Genomic DNA, 17,517 nt, shown 5'->3' with positions numbered 1-17,517 from the left:
GGAAGGCCTATGAATAGCTTGCGAAAAATATGCCTGGGCCTGGCGGCGCTGGCGCTTCTGCTCCTGCTGGTAGGGCTACTGCTGGGGAATGCGGCAATCTGGCAACCAGCAGCCGTGGTTACTGCTGTTGCTGCCGCCATTGGTATAGGAGCCGTTCCTGCCTTAAAAGGGTACCAGTATACCACCTGGATTCTGGTGGCCGTTATAGCTGCTATGATCTACCCGGCCGCCTTCCTGAACTGGGGCGATTTTGATTTGCGCAATAAGTGGTTGATTCTGCTGGTGGTGCAGTTGGTGATGTTCGGCATGGGGATACAGATGAGTTTGCGTGATTTTACCGGACTGGCTACAACAGGCCGTGGCGTGTTCATTGGGCTGCTGTGCCAGTTTTCTATTATGCCGGTAGTGGGGTTTTTGCTCACTAAAGTTTTTCAGTTCGAGCCTGAGATCGCGGCCGGTGTTATTCTGATTGGCGCCTGCTCCAGCGGGCTGGCCTCTAACGTAATGGTGTACATTGCACGTGCTAACCTGGTGCTTTCTGTAACAGTTACGGCCATCGCCACCCTGATCGCGCCTTTCATGACTCCGTTTATGATGAAGCTGTTTGCCGGCACTATGATTGAGGTGAAATTCATGAACATGATGATGGAGATCATCAAGATTGTGATTGTACCCATTGGAGCCGCGCTCCTGCACGACTACCTGAAAAAGGCTTCGCCACAAGGCTGGAAAACGGTGCGGTTGATTGCTGTGGGATGCGTAGTCTGGCTACTGGCACTGCCGTTTGGTTTCTGGAGTTTGATGGAGGCTAACCTGTCTGCTGCAGCCCTGCAGACGGCGGAGGTGCTGAGCTTTTTCACCGGTGCTTTCCTGGTCGGGTTGTTTTATCATATTGCAACCACCAAATACGAGCGGCTCGACAGCTTTATGCCTTATATCTCGATGTTTGGCATTGTGTATTTTACGACCGTTACCACCGCTGCCGGTCGCGATAATTTACTACAGGTAGGGTTCCTGCTATTTTTAGCTGCCGTGCTGCACAATGGGGCTGGGTACTTCTTTGGGTACTGGTTCAGCAGGCTGTTAGGGCTTGATAAGATTTCGGCCCGATCCATGGCATTTGAAGTTGGCTTGCAGAATGGGGGCATGGCCTCTGGTCTGGCCGGAAGCATGGGTAAGCTCGGTACAGTAGGGCTTGCCTCAGCGGTGTTCAGCCCCTGGATGAACATCTCAGGTTCAATACTGGCCAACTACTGGCGCAGCAGACCGATTAAGGAAATTTCAACTGAGCATCAGGAGGAGCAGGCTGGAACTGTGGCAGACGGACCGATAATCAGTAAAGTAAAAGAGTGAAAGAAATGAACGGTAGCCTTCAGAGCAGTAGCGCCAATAAAGGTTAAGGCTCTGGAGGGCATTTTTCATTAGAATAATTCAGGCTGTAGCTCCTTTTTGAAAAGAATGCGCTACAGCCTGTTTTTATTTTAAGCCCTGAGTGACCTCTATTTCAACCCTGCTTGAAACTCTCCCAGCGACACTACAAAATCTTTGCTGCCGTCTGTTACCCAGGCATCCAACTGGGCAGGGTCTTTCAGTTGCTGGCCTCTGGTGCGGGGCACCACCACGTAGCCACATTTCACATCCGGCAGGGCCGTCATGTCGGTCCACAGCTTTTCGATCTGCGCGACGGGGTAGATGTCTTCCTGGCCGTGACCCCAGCGGTACTTTACCTCTTTGATGGTGACATAGGTCGGGATGCGGTGGGCCACCCGGCGCACGGCTTTGGCAAGCTGGTTGGCATCACCTATCTGCAGGTCTTCGCGAGTCAGACCAAACAACTGCAGGAGCGGGTTTATCTGGATCCAGGTGGTGTTGGAGTTGTAGTAGCTTAGCTTGAGTTCATCTTCCTCGCGGGGTTGGGCCAGGCCTTCGAGCAAGCGTACCTGGCCGTTTACGCGAGCCAATCCGCCGCCCTGGTCTTCGATGCGGCGTGGCACCACCTCAAAAGTGAGCATGTTGCCCGACTCCAGGTGGTAGCCAAGAGCGGCTGCGTGAATGTCGGCTCCTAAGGTATCAATGTTGTGCAGCATGATGGTCTGCAGTTGCGGCTGCTCCTGCAGGAGTTTGGCCAGCGTGCCATTGCGCAGCATGTTCGATACTTCATACCAGTGGCCAAGCGGCGAGAAGCGTTGTGCGGCGATGTTGTCGACATAGTCGGTTCCTTCGCCTTTGCCCTTTGCCCAGTTGATCATGCTCTGGCGCACGGCATCGCGCACTTTCTGCTTGTTCTCATCGAGTGTCTCCTGTGGCATCTCCTCCCACATAAAACGCAGGTCGCGCTCCATCGGCACAAAACGCTGCCCGATCGAGCGGCCTTCTGAGAGGTAAACAGCGCCTGTTGCATAGCCGAAATTCTGCGTCTGCTTCAGTTTCCTGCTAATAGGGGCATGCGTCAGATAACTGGTGGCCACGATATGCGGAATCTGCGCCTGATACTGCGCTGCCACTTTGCGGGTCTTGGCCAGGTGAATTTCCAGGAAGCTGCGGTGCCGGCCATTAATTTCCACAAAGGGGTTCAACGCTTTTATCACGCCGGCTCCTTTGGTCCAGCGGCTGCCCACACCGGCTGCCAGGCTGAGCACGGCTACTTTGCCGGCACGGATGGCGGCGGCACCGGTTGTTTTGGCAGTGGCCAGATCCTCCAGGTTCACCGTATCGCCAGCCTGTACATCTTCGATGGAGGTTTCGGCAGGAAGGCGGTTGCGGGATAAGCCGATGCGGCCTTTCTGCAGCTGCTCCCTGATTTCCTCATGCTGGATAAAATCGAAGCCATTAGACTTCTTCACCTGCTCCGCCTTCTCATTTTCGAGGCTGCGGTTGCCTTGCGTGGTAGGGTCCGACACCTTAAACAGGTTGCTCACGATGGTGCGCAGCAGGGGGTAAGCCAGGTTGTTCTGTTCGCAATAAGTCGTGAAAAGGTCTATCTCCGCCCGCCTGATATAAGAAATGGTGGAAGGCTCTTTTCGTACCAGCTCCGACACATGGATGGCATAGTACTGCTCCGGCATCAGCGCCTCGTTGCCTTCGTGCAGCGTAGACCAGGTGCCTTTGTGGTTGATGCTCCAGTTGTACACCACCGGCTCCATGGCAAACGGCAGCGAGTCCGACAGTTCGGACTTGGTTTTCCGGAGGATGTCGAGCACGCCCAGTTTGTAATCTTCGTAGCGCTCCGGGTTCACGAACATGCCCATGCCGCCACCCGACATGCCGCCCAGCATCAGGAAGCCATAGTAATCGTTGCCAAACGTCTGCTTTGCTTTAGCGATGATCTGCTCGGTAAAATAGGTGGAGGCCCAGGGAATAATGGTTTTGATGGGGCCTTCCCAGTTTCTGGCGGTGTTGGCTCCCAGTTTTTGGATATCACCATCGCGGATGGCCGCCAGTATGTTGTCGAAGATCTGGTTGGTCTGCTGCCGTGCCGCCCATTCTTGTTCGCCGCGCAAGAGGTATTTCTCCGTCACCATCTCCAGGATGGGGCCTACGTTAGAGGCCATGCCGCCGTGCATCAGCACCAGCGAGCTCATAATTTTGTCGGCCATGGCGGGGTGCACTTCATGGCCCTGCAGCACGCGGTGGCGCGGCAGCAGCGTGCCTCTGCTGATGCCGTACTCCGGGTCGCCTTCCTGCGCAAACGTGCCCTGTATAGCTTTAATGCCGGGCCAGACGCCGCCTGAGTCCTGCCAGCCACCGCCGGAGCCGCCAATCCACTCCCCCAGAATAGCCCGGGAGGCAACCAGGCGTCTTTCCGTTTCATCCAAACCACCTTCTACTGATTTTGTCTGGCCGGTAGCCCGCATCAGCAGACTGATAATGGAGCCCAGCAGGTTGGTGGAAACGGCGAAGCGGGAGCCTTTCGGGATATCGTTTACTTTGGTCACCAGTTCTATGCCCATGCCCGGCGCCACGATACGGGCCAGAATTTCGGGCAGGGATTGGTTCGTGCCTTCAAAAGAGGGCGGAATTAACCCGGAGGCAATCACGCCGGCCTTTACCAGGCTCAGGTAATCGTTGCCGAAATTAAACAGGTCGGCCAGGTCCTGGATATCTTTGGTGGTGTTCAGGTCGATACTGGTCAGGCGCAGCACCGGCTCCTGGATAACGCGCACATACGCGTGCAGGGGCGGACGTATGTCGGCATCACGGCCAAACACGCCCAGGTCGATGGAGAGGTTAATTACCCGGGCGCCTTCCGGGTAGTCCATCCCGAGGAAAAAGATATCGGACCAGCCGCTGTGGGTGAGGTCCATGCGCACGGAGGTGTGCTCGTGCAGGATCGGGTAGAAGAGCGAATTGTCAGTGCGCTGCAGCAGCCGCGGGTGAATCCGGATCGGGTGCTCCTGCTGGTGGCCTACCCGGAACATCCATTGGTTGCCTTTGCTGGAGCGCACGCTCCTGCGCACCTGGTCGGCCAGGATCTGGAACGACAGGTGGTGATAACTTTCAGACAGGGCGATGAACAGGGCGGCATTAGGTCCGTGCTTCTCCAGCTCCTGCAAAAATGTGCTGATGGCTTTCTCAAACCTCCGGCCCAGCAGGTGCTCAAACCCGGCATAAGCTATTTTGCCGACAGAAGGTGTCTCGCTGGCCTGCATCAGGAAAAACCGGTAGCCTGCATACAGGAACAGGATCGCCCTTACCTTGTCGTATAGGTTAGGCGTGGTTTTCCGGAAAACATCCAGCTCCCGCAGGTCACGCTGCAGCTCCCTGGCCGATAAGCCCCGGCTGAGTTCAAAAAAAGACCGGTTACGTATAGTGGCCTCTGCCGAGGTGATGGTTTGTATAAAAATATTCATCCTTTTTATTTTGAGACACAGGATATAAGACGCAGCACCTTATGCAATTTACTAGAACTGTGGCAACGGCAGCAAAAGGCGCCGGAGGGCTGTTTTTATTTAAATAATTGCCAGCCTTATGGTTTTATTACTTATGTTTTAGCTCTTCTTGCTCTTACCTTTCAGGAAGTGGTACCGCCGATCTGTTACTTAAAAATCCTGTGTCTTGTGTCCTGCGTCTTTTTTAGTTTGATTTTCGGGCGTTGGCTTCGGCCAGCAACTCCACCAGGGTGGTGAGGGTTTCGCTGTGGGCTTCACCGGCCAGGCCGAGGGCCACCTGCGCACTGAGCAGGCCGTGTTTGCGGCTCAGGTCATAGCGATTGCCTTTCACTTCCAGGGCCAGGTACTTTTCCTGTGTGGCCAGTTCCTGCAGGGCAGGGGTAAGCATAACGTTCTGGCTGTGCTGCTCCACCTGCTTTTGCAGCAGATCGAACACAGCAGGGGTGAACACGTGCATGCCGAAAAAGCAGAGGTAGTAGCCCACCCGCAGCCCGGGCGTCTGCAATTCCAGTTCGGCTATGCTTAACGACGGTTTCTCTATGATCTTATCGATCTGGTACACGCCAGTTTTACCTGCAACCTGTTTGCCGGTAAGGGTGCCATAGCGGCCTATCTGGTGTTCTATGGTAGGGTTTACAGCCGAAACTGAGCAGCTCTCCTGTGTGGCCAGCTCCACCAGCTGCGCCGCGCATCGCTTTTGCAGCATATCCGACACGTAGAGATAATCGCCGAGCAGGAGCAGGAAGGGCTCGTTGTTCACGAATTCACGGGCGCAGTACACGGCGTGGCCATAGCCCAGGGGTTCCTGCTGCTCAGCAAACTGCAGCCGGTGCAGCAGGTCGTCTACCTTCTCGGCCTGCTTCCTGGCCCAGTCCACACTTTTAAAGGATTTCAGCAGGTTGTCGCGCAGCGAGGCGAAGGAACTCAGGTAGCGCTCCCCGTCGCCGGGGGCACACACAATACCAAGCTCCTCTATGCCACTGGCAAAGGCTTCCTCAGCAATAATCTGGATAACGGGCTTGTGCAGGCCATCGATGTCGATAACCGGGAGCATGGCCTTCTGAATGGTGTCTGCCACCGGGTACAATCGTTCTCCGCGGGCGGCTGCGGTAATAACTGCCTTCTTTATCTTCATGTCTGGTTCGCTTATGGTCGTAGGGTGCTTATGCTATAGACCTGCAATTTATCAAATTCTGGCTTATTCCTATTTTCCTGTATTCAGATTCACCAGCCAGAAAACTTTATGGCGGCTGTTGTGGTGCCCTATTTTCAGTTACGGGCGGGCAGTGGAAGGAGCTTTTGTCCAGGCTTATTAATGAGGGACATTAAAATCAGATTAAAAATTACTTACTAATGTTTGTAAGTAAAAATATTTTTACCTACATTATTATATGTAAACGTTTACAGTGCCATATTCTTGTTGAAACAATAATCTAGCAGAAAATATGCTTTAACTTTGAAAACGTTTACATAATAAGGAGTTATTACAACTACCGCTGCTCGCATCCTGAGGACCCTGTAAGGTTCTTCTCTGTCACAATGGAAAAGCAATTATTCTAATGAAAATTGGCCTTTCCAGCTTTTCTGAACCTCTGCCGCTCCTTCTATGCCCCAACGACTCTGCATGCTGTCTTTCGTCTTGATGAAGCTGAACCGTCTTTTAAAACCCTTTTAGTAACAGAATTAATCTAATATCAAATGCGCATGAAGAATATCAGGAAGTAAAAGTTTTATGTTAAATCTCTAATGTAAAAGCCATGAGAAAGTATTACGCGATCAAAAAAATGGTATTGCCGTGTATGCTGCTAGGGGCATGCCAGCTGGCCTTTGGCCAAGGGCATGTATCCGCTACGGGTTTGCCGGGCAGCGGGCAGCAACAGATTAGTAGCATCACTCCCGGAGGCGGAGCTCAGCAGGAAAGGAGCATCTCCGGAAAAGTGACAGATGAAAAAGGAGAGGGGCTTCCCGGGGTGACGGTCGTGCTGAAAGGCACTTCCAGAGGAACAGCCTCCGATATAAATGGCTCCTATAGCCTCCCTGTGCCGGACGGAAACGGCACGCTGGTGATTTCTTACATCGGCTTTAAAACCCATGAAGTAGCCATCAATAACCGTTCAACTATTAACGTAACGCTCTTGCCAGATGCCCGTGCTTTGGAGGAGGTTGTGGTGGTTGGCTACGGCGAAATTAAGAAGTCTGACCTGACCGGTGCCGTGGTATCGGTGAGCAACGAGGATATTGTGAAGAGAGGAACCACCAGTCCGCTTGCCGCGCTGCAGGGGCAGGTGGCCGGTGTCAATATCACGGCCAACACCGGTTTACCCGGAAGCGATTTCAACATCAACATCAGGGGCATCAACTCCTTGACTGGCGGTAACCCCTTGTTTGTGGTGGATGGGGTGATGACCGACAATATCAACTTCCTGAACCCGATGGACATTGAACGGATCGACATCCTGAAAGACGCCTCCTCCACGGCCATTTACGGTTCCAGGGGATCAAACGGCGTGGTGATCGTGACCACCAAATCCGGGGCAGGCCTGAAGGGAAGAACCGGGGTGCAATATTCCGGCTTCACGGGCATCCGGACCATCGCCAACATGCCCGACTTCCTGGATGCGGACGAAGCCATTTTGTATACCATGAACAGGGGCATTGTGGGCGACCTGGTAGCCGGAAGAACTCCATCAGCTCCGGACGGGCTCTATGGTTTCCCTTCGTCTGGTGCGGCCCATGAGTACTGGAAACTGCACTTGGGCAACCGCAACCACTACGACTGGCTTGGGGAGCAATTAAAATCGAGCATCCAGACCAACCACTTCATTTCCGGGTCGGGAGGGAACGAAAAGCTTAACTTTACCATAGGTGCCGGCTACCAGGGCGATAATGGAAACATTGAAGGGCAGGAGTTCAAAAAGTATAACTTCAAGGGCAACGTGAACGCCAACATTTCGGAGCAGTGGTCGATGGGCACCAATATTAACCTGGCCTATACCGACCGGGAGTTGAGGAGCAGCACGGCCATGCGGCAGCTTTTCCGGATGCCTCCCTATGCCCCGGCTTTTGATGAGAACGGCGAACTGATCCGGCAGCCGATGACCGGAATTTCGGGCAACGTGAGCCCCCTGGCGGAACTGAAGTATAACAAGTTCAACACCCAGCAGTATTACCTGATCTCCAATTTCCACCTGCAGTTCAAGCCAATAGAGGGTATTTCGCTCCGGTCTACCTTCTCGCCTAACATGCGGTTTCAGCGTTCCGGCGAGTATTGGGATGCCCTGGCAACCGGCAACACCAACAGAGCCCAGATGTCTACCTCGCAGGATTTTTCTTATATCTGGGACAACCAGCTGCGGGTAAGCAAGCAACTGAATGAGCACAGGTTCGATTACGACTTTATTCATTCCATGCTGATGGACAGGTATGAGTATCTGTATGGCTATGGCAATGGCCTGCCGTTCAACTCGGAGTTCTTCAACCTCGGCAGTGCCCCTCAGAACACCTTTAACCTTTCGAGCGACTACCGCAAGAGCACGCTGATGTCGTATACCAACAGGCTGAACTACTCCTTCCGGGACAGGTATATGCTGACGGCAACCGCCCGCTGGGACGGCTCTTCCCGCCTGGCTCCCGGCCATAAGTGGGCTTTCTTCCCATCTGTTGGGGCAGCCTGGATAGCCTCTGAAGAAACCTTCTTGCGAGATATGAGCGCCATCTCCAATTTAAAAGTGAGGCTGAGCTTCGGCTATACCGGCAACGACAACATTAACCCTTATGAGACCCAGTTTGCCGTAAACCGCCAGACCTATTACGATTGGAACGGGTCCCTGGCCAATGGCTTCCGTCCGAGTGCCATCGCAAACAAAGACCTGACCTGGGAGCGCACCCGCGAGTGGAACCTGGGGGTTGACTTTGGTTTCCTGAACAACAGAATTGCCGGCGAAGTGAACGTGTACGATAAGTTGTCGCTGAACCTGCTGATGGAGCGGAAACTGGCCGTGCCGACCGGCTGGGCCACAATGATGGACAACGTAGGCTCGCTCAGCAACAAAGGCGTGGAACTGCAACTGAGAACCATCAACGTAAAAGCCGGTGACTTTACCTGGGAAACCAACTTCACGTTCTCTGCCAACCGAAACCGGATTGTGGAGCTCTATGGTAAAAAAGAGGATGACGTAGCCAACCGCTGGTTTATTGGCGAGCCTGTAGACGTGGTGTACGGCATGGTGTTCGACGGCATCTGGCAGAAAGATGAAGTGCCGGAAGGAGACTTAACCTTAGAGGGAACCGCCAAAGTGAAGGACCTGAATGGCGATGGCGTGATCGATATCGATAACGACATGAAGGTGCTGGGCTCGCCGATTCCGGATTGGGTAGGTGGATTGGCCTCTACTTTTTCTTTCAAAAACTTCGATTTCACGGCTAACCTTTATACTGCCCAGGGCGTGTACCTGTACAGCCCTTTCCACCGCGAATTCACCGACCTTAACAGCAAGCAGATCCTGGACGTGCCTTACTACATGCGCGACAACCCGGTGACAGTATCAAGATACAGCAACACCTATCCGCAACCGCGCAACCAGGGGCAGTACTGGGGCGAAGACGCGGAGGATTACGGCTATCCGGGCTTTAACAAGGACGCCTCTTTTGTGCGATTGCAGAATGTTACCTTGGGCTATAATTTCGGACCCGTGCTGCTTAAAAAGTTAGGTCTGCAGGGTGCCAGGCTGTACGTGAACGCACTTAACCCCTATGTATGGACCAAGTACGACGGGTTCGATCCTGAATGGGCGGGAGCCGGTTTATCCGGGTCGAATGCCAACTCATCCTCCTTCTCTATTTATCAGATTGGTACAAACATAAACTTCTAAGAATATGAAAAAGTTTCTATATATATCAGGGTTATTGTGTCTTCTGTCGGCCAGTAGTTGTTCAGATTTTTTAGATGAAGACAATAAAAGCAATGCCACTGCCGATACCTATTACCTGACGCAGGGAGGCTACGAGACACTGGTCAACTCCGCGTACTCTACCCTTCGGGAGGTGTATGAGCCGCAGCCGTTTATTTTTCTGTCTGGCACTGATCTGTTCTTTGGCACAGGGCAGGAGGCTCCTTTGGGGCTCACCAGCTACCACACCCTCACGCCCGGCACAAGGCAGGTGTCCGACTTTTTCCACGCGGTTTACAGGAGCATTCAGGTGACGAACATTGCGCTTCACTATGCAGAGAAAACGGCTGATTTTACAGCGTTAGAATCGCGTAAAGGGGAGATGCGGTTTCTGAGAGCCTACTACTACTTCCTGCTGGTGCAGCACTTTGGCGGGGTAAGTATCGTAACGGAAATGGTGGATAAGCCCATCACCCATTTTGAACGGCAATCAGCTGAAGAAACTTACCAGTTTATTATTGCCGAGATGGAGCAGGCGCTGAATGAGGTGCCCGAAACACAAGCGCAGTTTGGCCGGGTTACCAAGCGCGCGGTGCGGCATTTTCTGGCAAAAGCCTACCTTACCAGAGGCTATGAAACCTTCGGTCAGGCGTCTGATTTCGACAAGGCCGCCACCTATGCTGATGCAGCCATAAACGGGCAGGCACTTTCTGTACCCTACAAGGAGATCTTCGCTTTCAAAAACGATGCAAACCCGGAGATTATCTTTTCTATCCAGTACGATGCCGCTTCCACCCTGAACGGTGGCACCCACCAGTGGGACACCCCGTACGGCCCTCTGATTACAGGTACCAGCGAGGGGGTGTTTAAACAACTGCGGCTGAAAGTATCAGAGTACCTCTGGAATGTTTTTGGCGAGTACGACAGCCGGTTTGAAGGCACCTTTATGATCGTGCGCACCTCGCCGTATGTCGGTTACCACGAAGATCCGAACAAATACCCGATCAGCTACTACTACCCCAGAACACAACAGCAAATCGCTGATACGGCAAGCTGGCGGGCAGCAGACCCGGCTAATCGGCGCAATGCCCGGATAAAGCCTATCTCTCCGGAGTGGTGGAGTCTGAACAACCAGGCGGAATATCCTGCCCTAAGCAAGTATGACAGAAACTCGCTGCCGTCTGTGCGCTACACGCACGACCTCTTTCTGGCCCGCCTAGGGGAGACGTACCTGCTCGCTGCCGAGGCTTACTTTAAGAAGGGCGACAACGCCACAGCTGCCAACCGAATAAACGAGGTACGCCGTCGCGCTGCCATGCCGGGCCATGAGGCAGACATGCAAATAGGGGCGAGTGATATTAACATCGACTTTATTCTGGACGAGAGAGCCCGTGAACTGGCCGGAGAAGGCCACCGCTGGGCAGACCTGAAGCGTACCGGCAAACTCATGGAACGCAACAAAAAGTACAACCCGCAGGTGATAGAGCTGGTAAACATGGGTGTCGAGCCGTTTCAGGGAGCAAACGGGCACTATAAAATTTTGCGCCCGATTCCCTTGTCGGCCATTGCCCTGGATGCCGGGGTATATCCGCAGAACCCTGCTTATGCCAATTAAAAGTGGGGGATGAAATACAGTTTTTCGAAAGTTAGTTCAAGTATAAAGAGGAGCCGTAAAACGCTCCTCTTTGTTTTTATGCCTGTTTTTGTTTTTTTGTAGGCAGCCGATATAATGACCAATACTCCTCCACCAATTCGATTATTAGAATGGTTTAATGCTTGCAAAGCTGCCAGAAAGCCTAGCTGCCATCATGTCTAATGTTAATTTGACAAAACACCAGGTGTGCGAGCCCCATTTGGGGGCTGTTACTTAAAAATAACCGCGCGCTATCCCCCATGCCACTTAAGGGCATTGATGGCTCCGGAGGGCCATTTTCATTTAAATAATTTGAAATGGCTGCTGGGTAAATTCTGTAGCTTAATTAGGGGACGAGTTCGGAGTTTCATTGTTAATGTCGTGCATCTACTGGTTTTGCAACTTGAAGAACCAACAGATCGACCATGGACCCATTGGTGCGTTAACCAAATTATTCTAATGGTTTTGCCCCCTCCGAGGCTTCTGCTGCCGCTGCCTGGTAAGGCACAAAAAAAGCGGCACCGGGCCGCTTAAATTTATGGGTAAGAGAATGCTATTTCGGATCGTAGGCCCACTTCAGGTAAATGGAACCCCAGGTAAAGCCGCCGCCAAAGGCTGCCAGAATCAGGTTGTCGCCTTTCTTTAATTGTGGCTCATACTCCCAGAGGCAAAGCGGGATGGTGCCGCTGGTGGTGTTGCCGTATTTCTGGATGTTGAGCATCACCTTCTCGCTGGAAACGCCCATGCGGTTGGCAGTGGCCTCTATAATGCGCTTGTTAGCCTGGTGGGGCACGAGCCAGGCAACATCTTCCGAGGTCAGGTTGTTGCGCTCCATCACCTCAGCCGATACGTCGGCCATGTTTTTTACGGCGAACTTAAACACCGTCTGGCCTTCCTGGTAAGCAAAGTGTTCGCGGGCTGCTACTGTTTCCATGGTGGCTGGTTTGCGGCTGCCACCTGCTTTCATATGCAGGTAAGGAGCGCCTGCTCCGTCTGATTTCAGGACCTGGTCCAACACACCATAGCCTTCGGTATTAGGTTCCAGCATAACGGCGCCACCGCCATCTCCAAAAATAATGCAGGTGGTGCGGTCTGTATAATCTACTATGGCCGACATTTTATCGGCACCTACCACAATCACTTTCTTGTACTGGCCCGATTCAATGAATTTGGACCCTGTAGCCAGCGCGAACAGGAAGCCGGAGCAGGCGGCCTGCAGGTCGTATCCGAAAGCGTTTACAGCTCCCACTTCTGCCGTAATCAGGTTGGCCGTGGCCGGGAAAACCATGTCGGGGGTGGTGGTGGCACAGATCAGCAAGTCTACTTCCTCTGGCCTGGTATTGGTCTTTTTAAGTAATTCTTTTACTGCAGGAATGGCAATCTGAGAAGTGCCCTGGTTTTCGCCCTTCAGGATGCGCCTTTCCTTAATTCCCGTGCGGCTCACGATCCATTCGTCGTTGGTTTCCACCAAGGTCTCCAGTTCTTTGTTGGTAAGCACATACTCGGGAGCGTAGCCACTTACGCCTGTAATAGCGGCAGTAATTTTACTCATGTTATAATAGTTTCTAAGGGTAAAAGTTTGAGCGGGCAAATTAATAAAAAAAACCTGGTATAAACTGACAGAACCTTAAAAAGAGTTGCTGTTTTGTTTATACCAGGTAGTATTCGATGGGGTGGAGGCCAGGCAAACAGGCTAGGCGCTGTAATTCTTACGGAACCGTTCTGAAATTTTGGATGAAACCATCTTCTGTGCCAGCACCACCATGTTGCACACCGCCAGCGGGCTCGACACACCGTGACCGATAACCGCGTTGCCGTTAATGCCTAAGATGGGGCTGCCACCAGCAGCCTCGTAGTTAAAATTATCAAAGAAAGGATCCTTGATATTTTTTTCGGCCATGATCTCGTAAATTGACTCTGCCATTTTGATGATGATGTTGCCGGTATAACCGTCGCAAACAATCACATCGGCCTTGTCGTTAAAAAGATCGCGCCCCTCCAGGTTTCCGATGAAGTTAATGTTTGGGTTGTTTTTCAGGCGCTGGTGGGCAGCCTGAATGTTTACTGTCCCTTTGCTCTCTTCCTCTCCCAGGTTCATCAGGCCAACCTTCGGGTTTTCTATGCCAAGCACGTACTTGGCGTAGATGGAGCCTGTCTCGCCGAATTGCTCCAGCACCTCCGGCTTACAATCCACATTAGCCCCAACATCCAGGATCACGCCAAAGCCGCCGCTTAATTTCGGCGCGAAACCGGCAATGGCAGGCCTGATTATTCCTTCAATTGATTTTACGCTGAACATGGCGCCCACCAGCATGGCGCCCGTGTTTCCTGCGCTGCAGAAAGCATCCGCCTGCTGGGCTTTTAACAGACCATAGCCAACGGCAATACTGGAATCCGTTTTCTGGGAAAGAGCCTTGGTAGGGTGCTCCGCCATCCCGATAACCTGAGTGGCGTTTACAACCTTTATACTACTGCCGGTATATCCTAATTCTGTTAACAGCGAACGAACAATTTCCTCCTGCCCGATAAGCAGGATTTCATCATCTTTCTCAAGCTGCTCTGCAGCGAGTATTGCACCCTTAATGATAGCCTCAGGTGCATAATCGCCGCCCATAGCGTCTAAGGCGATCCTCATGTACTGGGATATTTTTGTTTTAAATTATACAGAACTAAATCAAAAGCAGGCTATTGCTTACTGGGCGTTCGTTGTATAATTTTTGATAGCCAGTTTGCCTTTGTGGAACAGATCTCCTTCTACCACATAAGCATGGTGATACAAGTGCGGCGTGTCTGTGGTAGGGCAAAGAGCAATGGCTTTCTCAGAAAGTTTTTGGTGAGTTCTTCTCTTATCTCTTCTGGTCTTCGAAATCTTACGTTTAGGATGTGCCATTTTTAGTTAAATAGTTTAATGCAGTTTATACTTGGTTGATATTTCTACTTTACTTAATTCAGATTCTTGAGTGCGTCCCAACGAGGATCCGTGTCCTCATCGTCGTTGCCGTCTTCATCACTGCCTGCTTCCTGGTCCGCCTGGCGCGAAGAGTAGATGAGTATGTCGTCATCGTCGTCCTCGTCCTGCTCCTCCAGAAAGCGGGGGTGCAGCTTTTTCATGGGCAGCGAAAGCGCTATGAAATCATAGAGGTGCTGCGCCACGTTTATATGCTGCGTTTCGGGGGTTATTTCCCAAAGGTCGTCATCGAGTTCCTTGTTCTCCGGACCAAACCGCATCCGCACCACCTCCTGCAAATCCACAGGCTGTTCAAACTCTTCCAGGCTTCGGTCACAGATCAGCTTCACGTCTCCCTGTATGGCAAAGGTCAGCGTCAGCAGCGACTCGGTTTTGTCAAGTTCTACCTTGGCCTTCAGGTTTCCGCCCTGTAGGATCTCCTTCCCAAACAAATCGAAAAATGAGTCGTCCATCTCAAACTCGTACAAGTGCTTCTTGTTACTGAGTTTGGCTATGCCGATTTCATAATCTTTTAGCTTTTTCACACCCGCAGCTTTTTTGCAAGATGCAAAATTACAACATATTTCTGACAAAAAAAACTACTTGCCTATATTATACGGCAGGATGTTCGGCTTCCTGGCGTTTACGGATTATGTCGCAGGCCGTGAAGAGCGCTTCGCGGAAAGACGTCTCATCGGCAACGTGTTTAGCTGCAATATCATAGGCCGTGCCATGGTCAGGTGAGGTTCTTACGATCGGCAGTCCGGCCGTGAAGTTAACGCCGTTTTCAAAAGCCAGCGTTTTGAACGGAATCAGGCCCTGGTCGTGGTACATCGACAGCACTGCGTCTACCTGCTTGTATTGGCGCATGCCAAAAAAACCGTCGGCCGGGTAAGGGCCAAACACCAGGTGGCCGCGCTCTTTCATGTGCAGCACCGCCGGACGGATAATGTCCGTCTCTTCTGATCCAAGCAAACCATTCTCCCCGGCATGCGGGTTTAGACCAAGTACGGCCACGCGCGGTTTCAGTATGCCAAAATCCAGGCGCAGCGACTCCAGCAGGATCGTCAGTTTCCGGATCAGCAACTCCACTGAGAGCTTTCCGGAAACTTCGTTGATGGGCATATGCCCCGTCACGGTGGCCACGCGCAGGTCGCCGCTCACCAGGAGCATCAGGCTTTCAGCGGCATCAAAATACGATGTCAGGAACTCGGTATGTCCCGGAAACCGGAACTCATCGGTCTGGATGTTGTCTTTGTTAATCGGAGCAGTTACCAGGCCGTCCAGTTTACCGGCTTTCAGATCCTGGCAGGCAGCCATCAGCGACTGTAGCGACGCCTTTCCGGATTCCGGGGTTGGCTTGCCAGGCTCCAGTGCCGGTTCCTCCGGCCAGCAATGGATCAGGTTTACTTTGCGCGGCACCAGGGCGTCGGCATGGTCTACCTGCTGGAAGTGGAAATGCTCCGCTCCCAGGCTTTTCCGGATGCTGGTGAACAAGGCGGCGGAGCCATAGATAACAGGAATGCAGTAATTAAGAACGCGCTGGTCAGAAAGGGTTTTAACGATTATCTCGGGGCCAATGCCGTTGGTGTCGCCAATACTGATTCCTAACCTGATTTTATGTTTCTCCATTTGGTACTTATTGGGCCAATGCGCGAAGGTAATGATAAATTAGACGAACGCCAGCGCCTGTTGCCATTTTACCTCGATAGGAATCTTCACCATGCAGAAAAGCTACCCCGGCAATGTCGAGGTGCACCCACGGATAGTTGGTAAAACACTCCAGGAACTTGCCCGCCGAAATGGCGCCGGCATCTGCCCCTCCCAGGTTTTTGAGGTCTGCAATGTCCGATTCGATGTGCTTTTTATATTCATCCCAGAGGGGGAACTCCACAATGCGCTCGTGCACCTGCTCGCCTGCTTTTTTCAGGGCACTCATCACCTCGTCACCGGCATTGCCCATGGCTACCAGTCCTTCTTTGCCTACTGCCCGCGCAGCCGCCCCTGTCAGGGTGGCCAGGTCGAACACAAGGGCCGGGTGGTACCTTTGGGCAAAGCTCAGGGCATCGGCCAGGAGCAGGCGTCCTTCAGCATCGGTATTCATCACTTCCACGGTCATGCCGTTGTGCATGGTAATCACGTCGCCAGGGGCAAAGGCTTTTCCGCCGGGGCGGTTGTCGGTGGCTGGCACCAGCCCGATGACGTGCAGGGGCAGCTTGTTTTTGGCTATGGCATACATAATGCCTGCCACTGCCGCTGCGCCGGCCATATCAGACTTCATAAAATCCATCGATTGTGGCGTGGGTTTCAGGCTGAGCCCTCCGGTATCATACACCACGCCTTTGCCCACCAGCACGTATGGCTTGTCGTTCTGCGGCTGCTCCGGCTTCCATTCCATAATGGTGAAAGTCGGCGGGTCTTCGCTGCCCTGGTTCACGGCCAGCAGGCCGCCCATTTTCAGCGACTGTATTTTTATCTCATCCAATACATCGGTTCTGAAACCAGCCTGCTGCCCTAGTTCTTCCAGTTGAACGCTGAACTGTTCTGCCGTCTGGTGGCTATGAGGTTCGTTCACCAACTCGCGTGCTATGTGTACGGCTTCCAGCACATGCTGCAGTTCCTGTACCTCCTGTTCGTTTGCAGCGGAGCCGGTAATCACAATGGTATCCAGTGGGCTGGGCTTTACATCTTTGGTCTTGTACTTCTGGAACTGGAAATTGCTCAGGAAAAGGCCTTCAGCCAGGTATAGGCTGGCGCGGGAACCGGTAGTGTCAACCAGGGTTACGGACGGCACTTTTTCTGCCTTCAGGTGCTTCAACAGGTTGTATCCCGCCTGCCGCAGCGCCTCATGGGCAGCGTGCTCCGTCTTAGCCTCAGGCGCTACCACCACATAGATGCGGTGGGTATAGCGGTTCAGGGAGATGAGTTTTGCCTGCTGGCCTAGCTGCTGCTGCACATAGGCAGCCTCTTCTTTTGAAAAATCATCGGGAAGCGCTGGTTGTGCTGCCTGCACAATTAAGACAATATCGGCATTTTTACCGGGTGTTGCGCTGTATTTAAGTTGTGTCGGCATTTGTCGTTCGTATCTTTGAGGATGCAATATAGTAAGTATATAAGTTAATGTGAAGGTTTGGCGGCAGGAGGGAAGATAGTTAATAA

The 17,517-nt window shown here is 52.6% G+C and carries 11 protein-coding genes; 3 read left to right on the top strand and 8 right to left on the bottom strand.

Going from position 1 to position 17,517, the window contains the following annotated elements:
• Positions 1-9: 9 nt before the first annotated feature.
• Positions 10-1,353, top strand: a complete 1,344-nt coding sequence (locus FJM74_RS05655; RefSeq protein ID WP_187261596.1) for a bile acid:sodium symporter family protein — start codon at positions 10-12, stop codon at positions 1,351-1,353.
• 146 nt (positions 1,354-1,499) lie between these two features.
• Here the strand turns inward: FJM74_RS05655 and FJM74_RS05650 are convergent, their stop codons facing one another.
• Both FJM74_RS05650 and FJM74_RS05645 read right to left on the bottom strand, forming a co-directional pair.
• Positions 1,500-4,850, bottom strand: coding sequence for a UTP--glucose-1-phosphate uridylyltransferase (locus FJM74_RS05650; RefSeq protein WP_187261595.1), 3,351 nt, complete (start codon positions 4,848-4,850; stop codon positions 1,500-1,502).
• 223 nt (positions 4,851-5,073) lie between these two features.
• On the bottom strand, positions 5,074-6,024 hold the full coding sequence (locus FJM74_RS05645; RefSeq protein ID WP_187261594.1) for a UTP--glucose-1-phosphate uridylyltransferase: 951 nt from the start codon (positions 6,022-6,024) through the stop codon (positions 5,074-5,076).
• A gap of 622 nt (positions 6,025-6,646) precedes the next feature.
• On the opposite strand from FJM74_RS05645, the gene FJM74_RS05640 reads away from it, so the two are divergent.
• Together FJM74_RS05640 and FJM74_RS05635 are read left to right on the top strand one after the other, a co-directional pair.
• A complete protein-coding gene (locus tag FJM74_RS05640; RefSeq protein ID WP_187261593.1) occupies positions 6,647-9,760 on the top strand; it encodes a SusC/RagA family TonB-linked outer membrane protein in 3,114 nt (1,037 codons plus the stop codon).
• Positions 9,761-9,764: 4 nt separating this feature from the next.
• Complete coding sequence (locus tag FJM74_RS05635; RefSeq protein ID WP_187261592.1) at positions 9,765-11,393, top strand: RagB/SusD family nutrient uptake outer membrane protein; 1,629 nt, start codon at positions 9,765-9,767, stop codon at positions 11,391-11,393.
• A 571-nt stretch (positions 11,394-11,964) separates the two neighbouring features.
• On the opposite strand, the gene FJM74_RS05630 is transcribed toward FJM74_RS05635, so the two are convergent.
• From FJM74_RS05630 to FJM74_RS05605, 6 genes are all read right to left on the bottom strand, one after another.
• Complete coding sequence (locus FJM74_RS05630) at positions 11,965-12,963, bottom strand: beta-ketoacyl-ACP synthase III (RefSeq protein WP_187261591.1); 999 nt, start codon at positions 12,961-12,963, stop codon at positions 11,965-11,967.
• Positions 12,964-13,104: 141 nt separating this feature from the next.
• On the bottom strand, positions 13,105-14,046 hold the full coding sequence (gene plsX, locus FJM74_RS05625; RefSeq protein ID WP_187261590.1) for a phosphate acyltransferase PlsX: 942 nt from the start codon (positions 14,044-14,046) through the stop codon (positions 13,105-13,107).
• A gap of 57 nt (positions 14,047-14,103) precedes the next feature.
• Entirely contained in the window at positions 14,104-14,301 is a 198-nt protein-coding gene (rpmF, locus tag FJM74_RS05620) for a 50S ribosomal protein L32 (RefSeq protein WP_147923429.1), read from the bottom strand.
• A gap of 53 nt (positions 14,302-14,354) precedes the next feature.
• Complete coding sequence (locus FJM74_RS05615; protein WP_187261589.1) at positions 14,355-14,903, bottom strand: YceD family protein; 549 nt, start codon at positions 14,901-14,903, stop codon at positions 14,355-14,357.
• Positions 14,904-14,970: 67 nt separating this feature from the next.
• Positions 14,971-15,990, bottom strand: coding sequence for a 4-hydroxythreonine-4-phosphate dehydrogenase PdxA (gene pdxA, locus FJM74_RS05610; RefSeq protein WP_187261588.1), 1,020 nt, complete (start codon positions 15,988-15,990; stop codon positions 14,971-14,973).
• A gap of 7 nt (positions 15,991-15,997) precedes the next feature.
• On the bottom strand, positions 15,998-17,431 hold the full coding sequence (locus FJM74_RS05605; protein WP_187261587.1) for a leucyl aminopeptidase family protein: 1,434 nt from the start codon (positions 17,429-17,431) through the stop codon (positions 15,998-16,000).
• Between the last annotated feature and the right edge of the window lie 86 nt (positions 17,432-17,517).

Source organism: Pontibacter beigongshangensis (assembly GCF_014332515.1).
GTDB lineage: Bacteria > Bacteroidota > Bacteroidia > Cytophagales > Hymenobacteraceae > Pontibacter > Pontibacter beigongshangensis.
Note: the sequence above shows the minus strand (reverse complement) of the source record. Positions and strands in the feature narration are given on the sequence as shown.